The 17,004-nt window shown below is 56.1% G+C and carries 15 protein-coding genes; 13 read left to right on the top strand and 2 right to left on the bottom strand.

The annotated features are described in order from the left end of the window. Positions 1-19 precede the first annotated feature (19 nt). From LA756_RS19710 to LA756_RS19755, 10 genes are all read left to right on the top strand, one after another. Positions 20-673, top strand: a complete 654-nt coding sequence (locus LA756_RS19710) for an RNA polymerase sigma factor (protein ID WP_224436442.1) — start codon at positions 20-22, stop codon at positions 671-673. Between the two features lie 102 nt (positions 674-775). Continuing rightward, complete coding sequence (locus LA756_RS19715; protein ID WP_224436443.1) at positions 776-1,480, top strand: AIM24 family protein; 705 nt, start codon at positions 776-778, stop codon at positions 1,478-1,480. A 63-nt stretch (positions 1,481-1,543) separates the two neighbouring features. Further along, complete coding sequence (locus tag LA756_RS19720; RefSeq protein ID WP_224436444.1) at positions 1,544-1,972, top strand: hypothetical protein; 429 nt, start codon at positions 1,544-1,546, stop codon at positions 1,970-1,972. Positions 1,973-2,203: 231 nt separating this feature from the next. Next, complete coding sequence (locus LA756_RS19725) at positions 2,204-2,380, top strand: hypothetical protein (RefSeq protein ID WP_224436445.1); 177 nt, start codon at positions 2,204-2,206, stop codon at positions 2,378-2,380. A 62-nt stretch (positions 2,381-2,442) separates the two neighbouring features. After that, complete coding sequence (locus LA756_RS19730) at positions 2,443-2,694, top strand: hypothetical protein (protein WP_224436446.1); 252 nt, start codon at positions 2,443-2,445, stop codon at positions 2,692-2,694. Between the two features lie 59 nt (positions 2,695-2,753). Next, positions 2,754-2,942: a Rho termination factor N-terminal domain-containing protein gene (locus tag LA756_RS19735; RefSeq protein WP_224436447.1), complete on the top strand. Its 189-nt coding sequence runs from the start codon at positions 2,754-2,756 to the stop codon at positions 2,940-2,942. A gap of 364 nt (positions 2,943-3,306) precedes the next feature. After that, complete coding sequence (locus LA756_RS19740; protein WP_224436448.1) at positions 3,307-4,401, top strand: PRC-barrel domain-containing protein; 1,095 nt, start codon at positions 3,307-3,309, stop codon at positions 4,399-4,401. Between the two features lie 182 nt (positions 4,402-4,583). Beyond that, positions 4,584-4,781, top strand: a complete 198-nt coding sequence (locus LA756_RS19745) for a CsbD family protein (RefSeq protein WP_224436449.1) — start codon at positions 4,584-4,586, stop codon at positions 4,779-4,781. A gap of 287 nt (positions 4,782-5,068) precedes the next feature. After that, positions 5,069-7,210: a DUF1549 domain-containing protein gene (locus LA756_RS19750; RefSeq protein WP_224436450.1), complete on the top strand. Its 2,142-nt coding sequence runs from the start codon at positions 5,069-5,071 to the stop codon at positions 7,208-7,210. Between the two features lie 47 nt (positions 7,211-7,257). Further along, a complete protein-coding gene (locus tag LA756_RS19755; RefSeq protein WP_224436451.1) occupies positions 7,258-8,574 on the top strand; it encodes a DUF1501 domain-containing protein in 1,317 nt (438 codons plus the stop codon). On the opposite strand, the gene ribD is transcribed toward LA756_RS19755, so the two are convergent. Together ribD and LA756_RS19765 are read right to left on the bottom strand one after the other, a co-directional pair. Further along, on the bottom strand, positions 8,571-9,674 hold the full coding sequence (ribD, locus tag LA756_RS19760; RefSeq protein WP_224436452.1) for a bifunctional diaminohydroxyphosphoribosylaminopyrimidine deaminase/5-amino-6-(5-phosphoribosylamino)uracil reductase RibD: 1,104 nt from the start codon (positions 9,672-9,674) through the stop codon (positions 8,571-8,573). The two genes, LA756_RS19755 and ribD, sit on opposite strands and share 4 nt — an antisense overlap. 3 nt (positions 9,675-9,677) lie before the next feature. After that, positions 9,678-11,864, bottom strand: coding sequence for a hypothetical protein (locus LA756_RS19765; protein ID WP_224436453.1), 2,187 nt, complete (start codon positions 11,862-11,864; stop codon positions 9,678-9,680). A 265-nt stretch (positions 11,865-12,129) separates the two neighbouring features. On the opposite strand from LA756_RS19765, the gene LA756_RS19770 reads away from it, so the two are divergent. The 3 genes from LA756_RS19770 to LA756_RS19780 all read left to right on the top strand — a co-directional run bounded on the left by LA756_RS19770 (position 12,130) and on the right by LA756_RS19780 (position 16,892). Beyond that, a complete protein-coding gene (locus LA756_RS19770; protein WP_224436454.1) occupies positions 12,130-15,237 on the top strand; it encodes a PVC-type heme-binding CxxCH protein in 3,108 nt (1,035 codons plus the stop codon). Positions 15,238-15,329: 92 nt separating this feature from the next. After that, positions 15,330-15,782: a hypothetical protein gene (locus LA756_RS19775; protein WP_224436455.1), complete on the top strand. Its 453-nt coding sequence runs from the start codon at positions 15,330-15,332 to the stop codon at positions 15,780-15,782. A gap of 138 nt (positions 15,783-15,920) precedes the next feature. Further along, entirely contained in the window at positions 15,921-16,892 is a 972-nt protein-coding gene (locus LA756_RS19780; RefSeq protein WP_224436456.1) for a hypothetical protein, read from the top strand. Positions 16,893-17,004 lie beyond the last annotated feature (112 nt).

A 17,004-nucleotide genomic window follows, 5' to 3' on the forward strand; every position in this document is an offset into this window, starting at 1 on the left:
GAAAGGAACGCTTACGCCCGTGCCAACCACACGCGTTTCAGAAACCGATGCCCTGTTGATTGGTCGCATCCGCGACGGGGACGAAGATGCCTGGCAAGATCTGATTGATCGCTATGAAGGTCGCCTGTTGGCGTTTGTCGAGAGCCGCCTTCGCCGCCGAGCTCATAGCGAAGATGTCGTTCAAGAGACGTTCATCGGATTTCTTAACAGTCTGCCCAACTACGACGGTCGACGTAGCCTGGAAAGCTACCTCTTCGCCATTTGTGCCTACAAGCTGACCGACCATCTGCGTCGTGAAGGACGTCGCCCGGTGCTACCACTAAGTTCCGCCGGCGGCGGAAAGTCGAGCAGCGATACGTGGGAACTTGAAGGACCAGCACGGCCAGCGTCGAGCATGGTACGCAGCGGCGAGCGTCGCCGTATGGAAGAAGACGCGCTCGTTGAAGCCATTCAGCAGCAGATCGTTCGTTGGAAAGAACGTGGCGACTGGGTCAAAATTCAGTGCATGGAACTGCTGTTCGTTCGCGGCTGGGCCAACAAAGATGTTGCGGCGAAGCTTGAGATCACCGAGCAACATGTCGCGAATTATAAACATGACTTCACGAACAAACTTCGCGGAAGTGTGAAGAATCAACAGCTCAGCGAAGAGGTCTTTCCTGAGCTATATTCCTAGTACCTTCGGTACCAGCAACCAACTCACATTGAAAACAGAGTCTCGAGGCAAACGGCGACTCCAATTCTTTTCTTAAAAACGTTTCTGGGGGAAACACCAACGATGTCCGCAGTAGAAAACCGATACACGCTTCGCGAGTTTGTCGAGCAGACCCAACAACGAGATCGCGGCGAAGGCTTCTTCGAAATGGAGAGCCCCCGTATTCTCGAAGTCAATCTGAAGAATAACTTCGTCTGGTCGAAAATGGGGTCGATGATCTCGTATCTCGGCAACATGAAGTTCGAGCGAGAAGGGATGCTCGACAAAGGCCTCGGCGGCTTCTTCAAGAAGGCCATCACCGGCGAAGGCGCTCGACTGACCAAAGTCACCGGCACCGGGAAAGTCTATCTGGCCGACTATGGTAAGAAGATCCAGATCTTGCGACTCGAGAACCAAGAGATCGTCGTCAATGCGAACGATATCCTCGCCTTCGAGGACTCGGTCGATTGGGACATCAAGATGATGAAGCGGATCTCTTCCATGATGGCTGGTGGTCTGTTTCAGATGACCCTCAGCGGAACCGGCATGGTCGCCATCACGACTCATTACGAACCACTGACGCTGGTGGTCACTCCGGACCAACCGGTTTATACCGATCCGAACGCCACCGTCGCATGGAGCGGAACGCTACAGCCAAACTTCAAGACCGACATTTCGTTCCGCACGTTGATCGGTCGCTCGAGCGGTGAATCGTTCCAGATGGAGTTCGTCGGCAACGGCTTCGTTGTCGTCCAGCCATTTGAAGAGGTCTACCACGCCGAGGCGTAGTTTCATTTACCCGTCACGATATCCCTCTCCCGATTTGTGGGGAGAGGGGCTTGGAAGAGTCCCATGCATACCGTCACCTTCGCTGATTTAGAAGCCTATTTGAACGAAGAGCTGGCCGTCGAACAGGCCACCCTCGTCGAAGAGCAAATCCGCGAACAACCTGAACTGAAAGAACGCCTGCTCGAGATTCTCTCGCGCCGCGATGCCGGGGTGCATAGTCTCGGCGAAATTTGGCGACGGCATCGAATCACTTGCCCAACGCGTCCGCAGCTTCAGCAATACTTGCTCGGCGTGATGCCATCGACCGAAGAGCAAAGCTATATCACGTTCCACTTGGAACAGATCGGTTGCCGGCTATGCGCGGCAAACCTGGCCGATTTGATCAAAGCATCGGAAGAGTCGGATGAGTCGGCCGATCAGGAGCAAAATTCGACACGTCGCCGGAAGTATTTTCAGTCCAGTGTTGGTCGAATTCGTAAGACCGATAGCTAGTCGTGCTTGCACGCTCGGCGCTCAGCTTGAACGATCGGCAACCGCTCAAACGAGTCAATATTAACCCGTTGACCTAAAACTCGCCGCAATTCTCTGCCCATCTCCGCTCGTTATAGGAACTTACGACGAGCGACTCTTTTGGCACACTGCTTGCAACTCCGGGGTCTCTAAACCCAATCAAGCACCTCAACCACGTCAGGTGGAGTTATGAACATCAAAAACTTTTTCGGAATGGCTTCGACCCTTGGTGTTGCCATGGTCGGTCTCGTGATTGGAAGTGGCTGTCAGCCGCCACCGCAAGACGTGCCAGGCGATCCTCCTGCGGTCACGCCAGGTGATGAAGTCGAGAACCCATCGACCACCATCGACACCGATCCTGACCATGAAGCAGACGAGGCGATGGAGTAATCCATTTGCCCACTGCCGCCCCCTTTCCCCCGGAACATAGATAAGCGCTAGAGCCTGCCGTCATGAGCAATCTTGAGATGCACCGCACGACCGATTCCGCTTGCTTGAGAGCGACCAAAATTCAACCGCCTCTGCCGGACGGATCGTTACTGCTGCCCGTTAACGATCCAGTCGATGCGATCCACTCAGAACGTCAACCACGAGAAGCCGTCGATCGACACCGTGAAGCGGTGACGTTAGACCGCCTCTTTTGGTTCTCGATTGGAATGCTCATGGTGGCCGGCATCGCGCTTCGTATCTGGGTCATGCTGTAATTTAAGCGTCCAACGATTTCGGAAACTCACCAACGCCACTCTCTTGCTGGAATTCGATAATGACAACAACGATCGCTCAACCTAACACCGCCACTGAGAACGACCATGCCACGGTAGCATCCGACAAACGTTTAGAGGACCGCACGGTCAAAGAACTCCGTGAACTGGCCAGCGAACTTGGCATTCGCGGTCGTAGTAAGCTGATGCACAAAGAAGAGCTGATCTGCGTGATTCGCCGTCGCTGGTAAATCACCCTGTCGATTAAAAACACACGAACGAGCAAGGGCCTGGTTGTTACGCGACCAGGCCTTTGTCGTTCGAACCACCAAGTGAAAGCTAACGCGTCATGCGATCGTACATCCTTCTCTTTTTGAAAAGAATTACTGCGGTAATTGGCAGGGACTTACAAAGATTCCGAAGACTTTGTCCATCGTTGGAACGAGACGTGCAACGCATAGTTGGCAAGTTGGAATACTCGCACAAGGAGGCGGTAACGCTTGAACTTGTTCGAGCCCTTGGCGAGTGATCGCCCCAATGCCCGTCGTATTAAACATGGCAGAACAGTACGACGACCCATCAACCATCTGCCAATTCAGTTCAAGGAGAGGTTCTATGTTACGCTCAATTCCCGCAGTCGTTGCTACTGCCCTGATGGCCGCTGGGAGCGTCACCTCAGCTGCCTACGCCGATGACAACCCAACGGCCGACCCCTTTGCTCCGCCAGCCCAGACAGACGCCAACTCGGATGTCGAAGCAAAGAAGCCGGTCATTTCCGCCGACATCGATACCGATCGCGCTGACCGAGCGGCCAAGTCCGCTATGGCTGTCCGTGCGAGTCAACTGCAAGGGATGACAATTCAGAACGAAGCCGGTAAAGATCTCGGTAACGTTCGCGACGTCGTCATCGATACCGACCACGGCAAAGTAAAGTATGTTGCGGTCGCCTATGGTGGCTTTCTCGGGCTAGGATCGAAGCTGTTTGCCGTTCCTTTCGACGCCTTTGAGTATCGTCCAGAATCGCAAGATCGCGAGCAAGTTCTGTTGCTCAATCTAAACGAAGAGATGATGCGTAAAGCTCCCGGTTTCGACGCCGACAACTGGCCCAACATGGCCTCGAAGGAATTTGCTGCCGCAATCGATAAGCACTATGCCGATCGAGATGGTGGCGTCAACGTGAAAGTTGGTCCGGTAGACGTCGACGTTGATGTCGATCGCAAAGACCGAACCGCTCAACAGCCATCCAATACGGCCGCCATCCATCGTGCTGGCGACCTGAACGGAATGGTGGTTGTGAATAACGAGAACGAACGTGTCGGTACGATTGGCGATCTGATGATCGACACCGCGACCGGTGACGTTCGCTATGCAGCCCTTTCTGTTGGTGGTCTGGCTGGTATCGGTGACACGATGCACGCCGTCGCTTGGAACAACTTCCGCTTGAATCACGACGCGCAGAACGACACCAACCAGTTGGTTCTCAATGCGAACCCTGAAACGCTGAAAAAGGCAAAAGGTTTCGATCAGAACAGCTGGCCACTGGAAGCTAATAAGAACTTCGATGGCCAGGCGAACCGAGTCGACGACCGCCGCCCGGTCGATGACAGTCGTCCGGCCATCGATGCTGACATCGAAGCCCCCGGTGTCGACGTCGAAGTCAACGATGACGTTCCTGGGAGCGTGATCGATGCGGATGTCGACGCTGAGTAATTCAGGAAGTTGATGTTCACTGGATGAACGCTGGCAAGGACGTTCAGAATTAACCACACCTGAGATGGATTTGCGAAGTGGTTGTTGGGCCAACGCCTTGGGGGAGACGTTCCTAGAACGATTTCCCTCAAGGCTTGGCTTACATTTACACCCCATCTTTTCTTCAATAAAGGAACCCAGCCATGAATTGGGATACGATTGAGGGGAACTGGAAGCAGTTCTCTGGAAAGATTCGTGAGCAGTGGGGAAAGCTGACCGACGACGACATGCAAGTGATCGCCGGTAAGCGAGACCGCCTCTGCGGTAAGATTCAGGAACGATACGGAATCGCCAAGGACGAAGCCGAACGGCAGATCCGCGATTACGAAAACGCAGCATAAACCTCGCTGCGGAAATAAAAGCTTTGGGGGAATCCCCCCTGCGGAAGCCCGGAGTCATGGGCCATGGCTCCGGGCTTTTGTCGTTAAAGTCGTATCTACATTTCCATCTTTGCTAGCGATGGATCATTTAAGGGAATCGAAACAGCCCTTGCTAATAGTGCTAAACAATCTTCGTCACTTTTAGATTGACGTTACTTTTGTTTTTTTCTTACACTTGGTGATTCCTACCCGTCTCCTTCCTTTGGGGGCAACGATCTTCTCACCTTTGTTGATGGGAATGTGAACCTATGCGGTTACAGCCTTCAGGTTTCCCAGTGCGCGTCGCGAGTGTTGCCCTGCTGCTCGTTTTGCCGACCATCTTATGCGCCGGCGATTCGCTCGACACGAAATTGCTGCCAGGCATTTTGCTCGACAATACGGCTGCCCAGATGATGGGGCCATGGAAGCCGTCGGTGCATACCAAGCCGTACGTTGGCGACGGATATGTTCACAGCGGTATCCCTGGCGATGCTGTCGCAAAGCAGGCCAAGTCGCTCACGTTCCGTCACAAGCTTCCCGCGTCTGGTAAGTACACCGTTTACCTCGCTTATAACTCAAACACCAACCGCGCTGCGTCCGCTCCGATCGAGATTCAACATGCCGACGGCGCAGCAAAGCTGAAACTGAACCAGCGCAAAGCTCCCCAGGGCCCAGCTCTGTTTCATCCGCTTGGCGAGTTCAACTTCAAAGCGGATCAGGAAGCGGTCGTTGAGATCTCGGACAAAGACGCCCAGGGAATCGTTATCGTCGACGCGCTGTTGTTCGTCCCTCAGAAGGAAGTCGCCAAGCTGGACGACATCGCCAAGAAGCTGACTACCAAGCCGGCCGAACCAAAGACGGCGAAGAAAGATGAGCCCAAGCAGGAGGTTGCCCCTGCGTTCGAGCGAGCCAAGCTGGCCAGCGTGACGCTCCTTTCGCCAAAAGAACTCGACCAACTGATCACCACCGAAGCTCACGTGACTGAAACAACCGAGGTCGTTGACGACGAGACGTTCTTACGCCGCGTGACCATTGACGTCATCGGGCGTATTCCGACCGAACAGGAACGGGCCGATTTCCTGGCCGATACCAATCCGGCCAAACGGGCACTGCTGATCGATAAGCTGCTCGACAGTTCCGAGTTCGGTGCGAACTGGGCCGATTACTGGAGCGACGTATTTAGCTATCGAATTCCTCAGCCAGAGTTGACGTTTCTCAGCTATGAAGTCTTCCAGGATTGGATGGCCGACCAGTTGAACGAAGGAACCGGCTGGGACGAAATTTCTTACCGAATCCTGACTGCCACTGGAAAAGTGGGCGATAACCCTCCCGCTTTCTTTGTCGGCTATCACCAGGCCAGCACCTCGCGTTTGGCTGGCGAAACGACTCGCATCTTCCTGGGTACCCAAATCCAATGTGCCGAATGCCACGATCACCCATTCGTCGACATTCCGCAGGAACGCTTCCACCAGATGGCTGCGTTCTTTGTTCGCACGAGTGCCAAGTTGCCGTGGAACGATAGCAGCGAGATTATCGTCAGCAGCAAAAATGCCGGCGAGCATAAGATGCCGGAATCGAAACAGATGATGATGCCGGCCGTTTTCTCCGGTAGCGAAATGGAAAAAGGGGCCAGCGACATCGATCGCCGCGTCTCCCTTGCCAACTGGGTTGTCAGTCCTGACAACGCCCTCTTCACCAAAGCCTACGTCAATCGTGTCTGGGAACGCCTGATGGATCAGCCATTCTGCGATCCAATCGACGAGATCACCGAAGAAGCTGGCTACCCCACGCTTCCGACGCTGCACGACACCGTGGCGGCTCACTTTGCCGCGAACGACTACGACGCCAAGCCGCTGTTCCGCTTAATCCTCAACACAAAAGCCTACCAGCGCGAGCTCGACGCGAAAGACGAAGTGGTCGGGCAGCTTACCTCGGCCGAGCTTCGCAAGATGCGCGGCGATGTGGTCTTCAAGAACCTCGAGACCGCCATCGAGTTGCCGAACGTCAAAGGGGAAGCAATGAAGCCAACCGCCGAGATGCGATTCCCGCCACCGCCGAAAAGCACGCAAGATATCGTCAACGAAGTGTTCGGCTACGATCCCTCGCTGGGCAAAGACTTCCGGCCGCAAACCATGCAGCAAGCCATGTTCCTGATGAACAATCGCCAGTTGCAGGCCCAAGTGAAAGCTGGGGACGACCACGAAACGAAGCTGGCCAAGATGCTCAAGGAAACGCTCGACGACCGCCAGGCGATCCAGCGGTTGTATGTCAACGTGCTCGGTCGCGCTCCGCAAGAGCAAGAACTGGAAGTCGCTTACGAGTACGTCCAAGAGATCGAGTCCCGCTACGAAGCGTTCGAGGACTTGCTGTGGGCTTTGCTCAACACGGCAGAGTTCACCACGCGTAAGTAACCTCGAAACCACGCACGCATGAAACATCCCACCTGAGGAAACTCACTATGATTCGTCCCTTCTGGAACCTGGCGACCGGACGCGATCACGTTTCGCACCGCCGTGCGTTTCTCAAGCAGATGATGACGACCGCCGCTGCCGGCACGCTGACACTTTCCTGGCGCGACATGATGATCGCTCGTGCCAGCGAACTGCGAAAGACCGGCAAGTCGATGATCCTCTTATGGATGGATGGCGGGCCAAGCCAGTTTGAGACGTTCAATCCGAAGATCGGCTCGAAGTACCAGGGACCAGCCACCTCGATTCCAACGTCCCTGCCAGGGGTGCACATTGCAGAATACTTGCCGGAAACGGCGAAGATGATGCACAAGATCGCACTGATTCGCAGTATGAAGAGCAGCGAACGCGATCACTTCCGCGCCATCAAGCTGGTACGCAGTGGCTACCCAATCAATCCTTCGATTCAGTATCCTACGTGGGGCAGCGTTGTAGCTCGGGAACGTTTCGATCCAACGTACGATCTGCCGGCGTTCGTCCGCATCGGCAAGCCACGAATCAAGACTCGCGACATCAACAGCGGCGTGCTGGGCCCGCGTTACGAGTCGTTCAAAATCAGTCAAGCTGGCACGCTGCCGGAAGACGTCCTGACGACGGTCCCGGAAGAACGATTGCGCCGTCGACTCGATCTCTCGGCACGGCTCGATCAGCAGTTCGCCCAAAGCGGCGGTGCTGAGCGCGTTCACGAAAAGCAGGAGATCTACCAGCAGACACAACGTTTTGTGCTTAGCCCCAAGCTCGAAGCGTTTCGCCTCGATCACGAACCAGAGCCGATTCGCGACGCTTATGGCCGCACCGAATTTGGTCAGGCCTGTTTGTTGGCTCGTCGTCTCGTCGAAACAGGCGTCAGCTTCATCGAAGTCTTCAGCACCGGCAACGTAAGCGATCAAGGCTGGGACACCCATAAAAAAGGTTGGGACGAAAACCCGAAGCTGGCCGGCGGCGTCGATCAAGGCTACGCCATGCTCCTGCGAGATCTCGAACAACGCGGCATGCTGGAAGATACTCTCGTCGTCTGGATGGGTGAGTTCGGTCGAACGCCGAAGTTCAAGCCAGATGGCGGACGCGAACATTACTCCGATGGCTGGATTACCTGTCTCTCCGGAGGCGGTGTCCAAATGGGGCAGGTCATCGGGGCAACGGATAAGGAAGGCGTCCACGTCAGTGATCGTCCGGTCGAAGTGCAGGACCTGTTCCAAACGTTCTGTCACGTCCTGGGCATGAACCCGCACGACGAATACGTGACCGACCAAGATCAACCGCTTGCGCTGGTCAAAGGGGGCGAGGTAATTAAAGAGTTGTTCTAACGCACAAAGCCGTGCAGGCAGATGGTTTCGCCGAACGACCGGAGATCGGTACGTACCAGACTGGTCGCATCTTCCATGTTCAGCAGGCCCTGCCCGCCGACCGGAGAAATGGCGTCGTGACCACCGGCGATCTTCGGGGCGACGAAGGCGTACACCTCGTCAATCTCTTTCGTGTCCCACAGCAGCCCTAGCAGTTGGCTGCCTCCTTCGACCAAGATGTTGGTCATGCCTCGTTGGGCCAATTCGCGGAGCAGGAAGTCGATCCGCTCGACATGGTTTGCCCCTTCGCAGACGATCAAATCGCAGCCCGCATGGGCCAGGCGTTCGAGCCGTTCCGACCGAGCCGAACTTGAAACAGCGACGATCACCGGCGCTTGATCTAACGTCGCGATCAATTGGCTCGACTCGCTAAGGGTGGCCTGACTGTCGATGAGTATCCTGGCCGCGGTGCGAGGTCCCGCTGGACGCGTTGTCAGCAGTGGGTCATCCAGCTTCGCGGTGTTGCTGCCGACCATCACGCCGTCGCAAACGCCCCGGATTCGATGCACTTCGGCGCGTGCCGCTTCGCCGCTGATCCATTTGCTGCTGCCGCTGGCGGTGGCCAGTTTGCCATCCAGCGTCATCGCCCACTTGGCAATCAGCCACGGCTTGCCGGTTTGATGCACTTTAACGAACGGAGCGTTAAGCTGCTTCGCCTGGTCACCGCAAACGCCCACGCTCACGTTAATGCCGCTACGAACGAGCAGTTGGATCCCGCCACCCTGAACTTTGGGAAACGGATCTTGCATGGCGATCACGACCCTGGCTGGCTTGATCTTTAAAAGAGCATCGGTACAGGGAGGCGTTTTCCCATGATGGCAGCATGGTTCGAGCGTCACATAAACGGTGCTGCCTTCCAGAGAAGCATTGCCGGCGTTGGCAATGGCGTTTACTTCCGCGTGAGGACCACCAAACTTTTGGTGATACCCTTCGCTGATGACTTGCCCGTCACGAACGATAACGCAACCCACCATCGGGTTCGGTTCGACATATCCCCGACCCTGTTCGGCGAGATCAAGTGCTCGCCGCATGAAGTGTTCATCGTCCGCGCCGTTGGCCATGGCTTAGTCCATTCCTGGCAGCCACAACCCGGACTTCTTCTCTTCGCCACCACCGGCAGCAGGTGGAGCTCCTTGCGGAGGTGCTGCTGGAGGAGCAGCAGGAGCGTCCGGCGTCCATAGTCCGCCGCCAGCTTCGGGGCCGCTTGGGGCAGGAGGTGGTCCACCGGGGCCGCCTGGCATGCCGCCGACCATGCGTCCATCCGGGGTGATCAGCCCGAATCGCTGCAGTACGCCAAACAATGCCTGAGCCGTTTGTGGTTCCTGGGCATGCTTCGACATCAGCGTTTGCATCAACATCTGGGCTTCTTGCATTTCGCGGCGTTCGAATCGCATCGAAAGCTCGGCCACCATCCACAAGCCAGGCGAAGTGCCTTGCTTGAGGGACTCTTCCTGGGCCTTCTTCAGGTAGCCGAGGGCTTGATCGCTGTCGCTGGCCGTGCGTGCCAGTTCGCCGTAAAGCTGCGACTTGTCGATCTGGCCGGCAAGCGATTCACGCTGCAGCAATTCAGTGGCAAGAATTTCGACCGCTTTGCTCAAGCCGCGGATCACACTACGGCCGTATCCTTGGATCAAGTCTTCGTCCGAAAGCTCGGAAATCGGCAAGCGGTGCAGCCGAGTGATCGGCACGTTCAACACGTCCAAACCTTCGGTTGGCAGCGTGCCAGCCCCTGGGAGGTTCAGCTTTTCGCGGAGTTCGCTGAAATCGAACTTCCACTTCTCTTGCTGGCCGACCATTTCCAGCGTCAGCACTTCGGCTGCCAGTGGAAGTCGCAGTTCGGAATCCTTCGAGGCTTCCAGCGGTGTTTTGCCATTGAGCGTTTGCAGCGGGAAGTTGACCCACTTGTCGAGGATCACTTCGCGACGCTTCTGCGTCATCAGTTCGTTGCGAACGTCGTTCGGTGTATCGTCCGGCAGACGCCACTGCCAGTTCATCAAGTCTTGCAGTGCAAAGATGCGGCCTTGCACGTTTTCTTCGACGTTCGGCTCGATCGTATCGCCGCAGATGTCCTTCAGCGTGCTGACTGCTTCGTCGAACAGTGGACCCTTGGCCGAGGTGAATTCAACACGTGCGGCCCGGTCGGTTTCTTTGCCGTAGATCAACAGTTCGCCGAGAACGCTAGAAACGTTTTCGAGCGTCAAACCAACGCCAGAAGCAGCACGCGGCTTGTCGAGCAGCAGGTAAGCGGCTCGCGGAGGAGGCGATTCTTCGGTGCCCAGCTGCGAAAGATCGATCGGCAGGTGCTCGGCTCGTTCTTCGACACGCAGCTTCTCCTGCAGCGGTTCCATTTCTTTAATCGGCATCGAAGCGTTGACGACGTCGATCTGCTCTTCGTCTTGATCGGAAAGCGCTTTGGCGAGGGCTTCCGCTTCGGTGGCGGCTTCAAAGTCGCTGCGCTGTTCGGCCGAAGCATAGGTATGCAGCGTCTTCGCGGCGACATCGTCCTGGCCGAGACTGAACTGCAGCGCGGCAATGTTTTCCAAGATCGCTGGGTTGCGAGGAGCACCGCTGCGGAGTTCTTCAAACTGTGCGAGACCCTTGCGCCACAAACCTTGGGCGGCGTCTTGCAGGGCTTTGTTGAACTCGTCCTTTTTGGGGAATTCAGCGGGGCATTCGGCCAGGCTCAGATCTTGCTTCAGGAAGATCGGAATCTCCGGCGAGTTGTTCAACCGCATGAGCATTTGCATCGGCATGTTGTCGTCCTCGGGGGCGAGGTTCGACTGCAGCGTGAAGTGGCTGCGGGCACCGAGCACTTTGCCGGTCATCAGCAACATTTGGCCGACCGCACCGAAGGCATCGTACAGCGATGGGTGAAGACGTTCTTCTGTCTTTTCCAAAGCCGTTTGTAGCTCGTTGATCGCTTCGTCCGCTTTGCCGAGCGAAGCTTCTAGCGTCGACTTCAGCGCGTGGGCAGCTGGCAGCTCGGGATGCTTTTCGAGGAACAAGTTGACGGCTTCTTCCGCTTTGTGTTCGTCGGAAAGTTGCAAGTTCAGAATCGCGTTATAGAACAGCGGCACCGAGTGGTTTGGGTGCTTTTCCAGCAGTTTGCGCACAAAGTCGAGACACGCCACACGCTGCTCGCCCTGCAACATGCGTTCGATCTTCTCGATATCGGCGACCATGTCGGGGCAGTAGAACTTGATCTTCTTGTTGGTCCCGCACGGGGGATAAGAGTACGTGTCGATAGTCATGCCGACTTCCGTTGCTGAAGTATCTGGTGATGCGCCAGTGCGTATTGGTAACCGCCCTACGTTTATTCAGGCGGATTTCCTGATGGGAAACTCGGATGGTAACAAATATATGTCCTGCTGACGAGAAGCTTTATGCGCATCCAGAGGCCCGCCAGAGGCGATTTACCCCAAGTTTGCAGCCCCTCAGTTCTTTCGAGTAAAGTAGAATTTCTCCTGACGATCCAATCCATTGCTCACCATCATCCCCTACCCCCCAACTAGCTCCATGCGAAGCCTTCTCGTTCTGCTCTTGCTGGCAGCCCCTGTTCTGGGCGATTTTCCTGAGATTCATAACTCGGAACGTGATCAGGCTGCCCAGCCGATGCCTCCGGACGAAGCCGCGGCTAGCTTCGATGTGCCGGAAGGGTTTCAAGTGGAAGTCGTGTTCGCCGAACCGGACGTTCAAAATCCGATCGCGATGAACTGGGACGCCCAGGGCCGTTTATGGGTGGCCGAGAATTATACCTACGATCAGCCAAGCATGCGGTTCGATCGCAGTTTGCGCGATCGCGTCCTCTTCTTTGAAGATACCAACGGCGACGGCAAGCTCGACAAGCGAAACGTCTTCGTCGACGACGTTCAATTGCTGACGAGTGTGGAAGTCGGCCTCGGCGGGGTTTGGCTCATGTGCCCACCCCAGGTCTTGTTCATCCCCGATGCCGATCACGATGGCAAACCGGATGGTCCGGCCGAGGTGGTGCTCGATGGGTTTACCGTTGCAAAGGACAACTACCACAACTTTGCCAACGGGCTGCGATTTGGTCCCGATGGCTGGCTGTATGGTCGCTGCGGTCACAGTTGTCCTGGGCTGATCGGAGTACCTGGAACACCGGACGAACGTCGCCAACCGATCGACGGCGGTATCTGGCGATATCATCCGAAAACCAAACAGGTCGAAGTGCTGACTTGCGGCACAACCAACCCTTGGGGGCACGACTGGGACGAGCATGGCGAGTTGTTCTTCATTAATACGGTCAATGGCCACCTCTGGCATGCCATCCCGGGGGCTCACTTCAAGCAAGCGTTCACGCTCGATAAGAACCCACACGTTTACGAGCTGATCAATCACCACGCCGACCATTGGCACTTCGACACTACCGGCCGCTGGCAAGATTCCCGCGCCGGAGCCGCCAATGAATTCGGTGGCGGGCACGCTCATGTTGGCATGATGATCTATCAAGGCACCAACTGGCCCGAGTCGTACCGCGGCAATCTCTTCACCGTCAACATGCACGGCATGCGGGTCAATCAAGAGATTCTCGAGCGTGAAGGAAGCGGCTACGTCGGCAGGCATGGCAAAGATATCCTGCTCAGCAAAGATCCGTTCTTTCGCGGCATGGAACTCAGTACGGCCCCGGACGGAAGCGTTTACTTGATCGACTGGAGCGACACCGGCGAATGCCACGATCACACCGGCGTGCATCGCACCAGCGGGCGAATCTATCGGGTCTCATACAAAGGAGCTAATCAGGTCCCGAACCCACCGCCAGGCGATTCCTACTTCCTGAACCCCATGGTACAGCAGTTGGATAACAACTGGGCACCGCGGATTGCACGCATCGTCTTGCAAGAGAAATACCTCAATGGCGAAGACCTGGCCCCGCTGGCCAACTTGCTGAAAGAGATGCTGCAGGAAGAAACGCCTGAGCAAGCTCTGACCTCGCAAGAAACGCATGACCGAAATCGCCTGCGATACTTGTGGACGCTACACGTGATTGGCGGCACCGATCACGACTTGTTGGTGAAGCTGCTTGACGATAAGAACGAACATCTCCGCGCCTGGGCCATCCGTCTGCTGACCGAACAGTGGCCGCTCGATGGAATCATGGGACCGGTTCCTTACGATGCCGCAGAAGCGTTAAAAGTCCGTTCCGAAGCAGGAAAACTCCTTTCGCGACTTATCAAGATGGCTCAGGAGGATGAGTCGGGGCTGGTGTTGCTCACGCTTTCATCGACGCTGCAGCGTCTGCCGGTTGATATGCGGCAGACATTGGCGGTCGAATTGGTGAAGCATGCCGAATACGCCAACGATCACAACTTGCCGCTGATGGTTTGGTACGGCTTGATGGCCGTGGGAAAGCAGCATCCAGGGCATTTGAACGAGGTTGCGACAGCCTCCACCTGGCCGACGACCACCAAGCTGATTGCACGGCGTTTGTCGGAAGATATCGAAAAGAACCCGGTTCCGATCAACAAGCTGGTCGCGGCCACGATCGACTTTAATGAGGACAAAACCAACGACGTGCTGACAGGGATGAGCGAAGCACTTCGTGGTTGGTCCAAAGCACCCAAGCCGGAAAGCTGGGACGCACTGGTCGCGAAGCTGGAAGGGGTCGAGAACCAGGCGATTCAGCAGAAGCTTCGAGAGTTAGGGGCCCTCTTCGGCGATGGCCGCGCGCTCGACGAACTCCGCAAATTGGCCATGGATAACGATACCGATATGCAGATTCGTCAGTCGGCGCTCGCTTCACTGATCGAAGCCAAGCCGGACGATCTACGTGCCATCTGCGAGAAGCTGGTGCGTGTTTCCAACTTGAACGTCGTCGCCGCTCGGGGCTTGGCGTTGTTCGACGATCCGGCCGCCGCGCAGTTGCTGGTCGACAATTACCGACGTTTCCGCGAGCCGCAGCGACCAGAGGTGTTGGCCATTTTGCTCTCGCGACCTGCATCGGCCAACGTGCTGTTGGATGCCATGGAAAAGAACCGAATTCGCAAATCGGACGTCACCGCATTTCATGTGCGGCAGATGCGAAACCTGGGGGACGAAGCGTTATCCAAACGGGTCAACGATGTCTGGGGCGAAGTCCGCGAGTCGAGCGAAGAGAAGCAGAAAGCGATGGCCTACTGGAAAGAACGCCTGACCGACGAGACTTTGGCCCAAGCCAACATGAGCAGCGGCCGCGTCGTGTTCGAGGGACTCTGTGCAAAGTGCCATCGTTTATACGGCGAAGGGAGCAGCATCGGACCTGACTTGACCGGCAGCAACCGCAGCAATCTCGATTACCTGCTGCAAAACATCATCGACCCTAGCGCAATCGTCAGTGCCGACTACCGCATGTCGGTGCTGCAAATGGACGACGGCCGCGTCTTGAGCGGGATCGTGGCCGAACAAACCGATAAAACGCTGACGCTACAAACGCCGACCGATCGCGTGACCGTTGAAAAAGAAGGTATTGAAGCCCAGAAGAAAACGGCATTGTCGCCGATGCCTGACTTGCAGCTGGGAGCCAAGCCGAATGAAGAGGGAGGCCTGCTCACCGACGAACAATTCATCGACTTGATCTCGTACCTGAAAAACCCAAGCCAAGTCCCGCTACCTGAAGGGGAAGAATAACCTCGGCTGTCCAAAACCGTGGCGCATGCCCTCGTTCCCACGGGCACACGCTTCCGAGATCGATTAGCCACAGAGGGCACAGAGAACACCGAGTGAGTGAGCGTCGAAATGTCTATCATGCCTCGGTGCTCTCTGTGAGCTCTGTGGCGAACCTTCTTAACGACCTGCGACACGCAGGCCCTACGGTCTTTCGCTTTCCTTTCAAAATGCCAATGCGTTCGCATCGAATCTGGTACAGCCGTTGCATGGGCCGTCCGCTGAAAAGACATCGAAAACGAGACGATACCAGCAATGTCTGGAAGATCGTGCGGTGGTGGGGCCAGGGCTATATTGCGATGTGGTCGGTCTTCGCATTCTTGCTCGTCAATTTTGAAATCATGAATCTCCTGGGGGTCGTGGACCCTGGGGACACGACGTTTGCATTTCGGATGTACGGCCTGTTTGTTTCGATACCAATGATGCTGGCCATTCCCTTTGTGCCGCTGCTTGTTGGCCATCTTCTGATTCATGCGGTTCGTGCCTGGCTGGGGCTTACCAATTGGTGACCATGGTGTTGATTCATGGGTGCCGCGCCTTTGGAGACTTAGCTTTGTCCGCTTTGCTAGCACGCGGTAAACATCGCTTGCTTGCGATTGACCGTTTCTCTATTATCTGCCCGCCGCGTGTTTTGCGCGTGGCTGCGCATGCGAATTTCCTTGGAAGAAGACGTTTCTGGCATGGATGCTCGAACGATTGCCGCTGTTCTGCTGACCGCGACTTGTGTCGTGTTGAGTGGTTGTGCGCTGTGGCAGACGACCGAAGATATTCCGCCGAGCGAGCTTCCCAAACGGCGTCAGGCCGAAGATTCCGTCTCGCTGGAAATGGCGCGGATCTCGCTTTCGATGGATGACGAAATCGCGATGATCGATGTCTGGAAAGAGATCGACGAGCAAGCGATTCCGCTCGATAAACGCCGCGAGCTGGCTGCCAACGGATTTCGTGTCGGCGTCATCGACTTTCATGTGCCGGCCCCGCTGCGGAGCATTATGAAGGCCGAACAAGGGGAACTCGATTCGGTCAACAGCGACATGATCCGCGTTACCGGCGAAGATAAGGTGGCCATCAATCATCGTCGCTTCCCCCGCGGGAAACGGGGCGAGTACGTGATGGTTCCGCTACGGCCTGAGGTTTCGCTCTTGGAAACAGTCGACGGAGCCCTGCGGGGTGAGACGTACCACGATGCCGAGTGCAAACTGGCGATCAAAATGTTCCCTCAAAACGATGGCCGCGTGCAAGTTATGGTCACGCCTGAGATTCACCACGGCGAAGCGAAGCAGCGCGTCGAGGGAAGCCAAGGCATGCTCCGCGTCGAGACTCGACGGGAAGTGAAAGTCCTGGAGCAAGTCGCGTTTTCGGCGATGGTCGAGCCAGGACAAACCGTCATGCTATCAGGAACTACCGAGTCTAAGGGGCTTGGAAAGACCTTTTTCGAGCGAGAAAGTGGCGGCAGTTCCCGGCGTCAGGTGCTGATGATTCGTGTGTCTGGCTCGCAATTCGACGATCTTTTTCAGACGCATACGTCTGTCAAGGAAAATCTGCCCCTTAATGACGACTCTACGGATGGTCAACTGCCCTCGTTCTTCGACGAAGTGGAAGCAGCGTCAACAGGGGATTGACCCCACGCCGCAAACTCTCTGATAATAACGACTTTCAATTGAAGAGTCGGGCTGCCCTAGGGGGCTTTTGGAATCCTCATGCAGCCGTGTTAAACGTTTTAGCTCGGGAGAG

This window comes from Bremerella sp. TYQ1 (assembly GCF_020150455.1).
GTDB lineage: Bacteria > Planctomycetota > Planctomycetia > Pirellulales > Pirellulaceae > Bremerella > Bremerella volcania_A.

What these genes read in the sequence shown, in the direction of transcription:
- LA756_RS19755 (WP_224436451.1), top strand. Translation starts at nt 7,258, where the DNA reads ATGATTCGTCCCTTCTGGAACCTGGCGACCGGACGCGATCACGTTTCG.
- LA756_RS19735 (WP_224436447.1), top strand. Translation starts at nt 2,754, where the DNA reads ATGACAACAACGATCGCTCAACCTAACACCGCCACTGAGAACGACCAT.
- LA756_RS19725 (WP_224436445.1), top strand. Translation starts at nt 2,204, where the DNA reads ATGGCTTCGACCCTTGGTGTTGCCATGGTCGGTCTCGTGATTGGAAGT.
- LA756_RS19745 (WP_224436449.1), top strand. Translation starts at nt 4,584, where the DNA reads ATGAATTGGGATACGATTGAGGGGAACTGGAAGCAGTTCTCTGGAAAG.
- LA756_RS19720 (WP_224436444.1), top strand. Translation starts at nt 1,544, where the DNA reads ATGCATACCGTCACCTTCGCTGATTTAGAAGCCTATTTGAACGAAGAG.
- LA756_RS19730 (WP_224436446.1), top strand. Translation starts at nt 2,443, where the DNA reads ATGAGCAATCTTGAGATGCACCGCACGACCGATTCCGCTTGCTTGAGA.
- LA756_RS19715 (WP_224436443.1), top strand. Translation starts at nt 776, where the DNA reads ATGTCCGCAGTAGAAAACCGATACACGCTTCGCGAGTTTGTCGAGCAG.
- LA756_RS19750 (WP_224436450.1), top strand. Translation starts at nt 5,069, where the DNA reads ATGCGGTTACAGCCTTCAGGTTTCCCAGTGCGCGTCGCGAGTGTTGCC.
- LA756_RS19740 (WP_224436448.1), top strand. Translation starts at nt 3,307, where the DNA reads ATGTTACGCTCAATTCCCGCAGTCGTTGCTACTGCCCTGATGGCCGCT.
- LA756_RS19770 (WP_224436454.1), top strand. Translation starts at nt 12,130, where the DNA reads ATGCGAAGCCTTCTCGTTCTGCTCTTGCTGGCAGCCCCTGTTCTGGGC.
- LA756_RS19765 (WP_224436453.1), bottom strand. Translation starts at nt 11,864, where the DNA reads ATGACTATCGACACGTACTCTTATCCCCCGTGCGGGACCAACAAGAAG.
- ribD (WP_224436452.1), bottom strand. Translation starts at nt 9,674, where the DNA reads ATGGCCAACGGCGCGGACGATGAACACTTCATGCGGCGAGCACTTGAT.
- LA756_RS19780 (WP_224436456.1), top strand. Translation starts at nt 15,921, where the DNA reads ATGCGAATTTCCTTGGAAGAAGACGTTTCTGGCATGGATGCTCGAACG.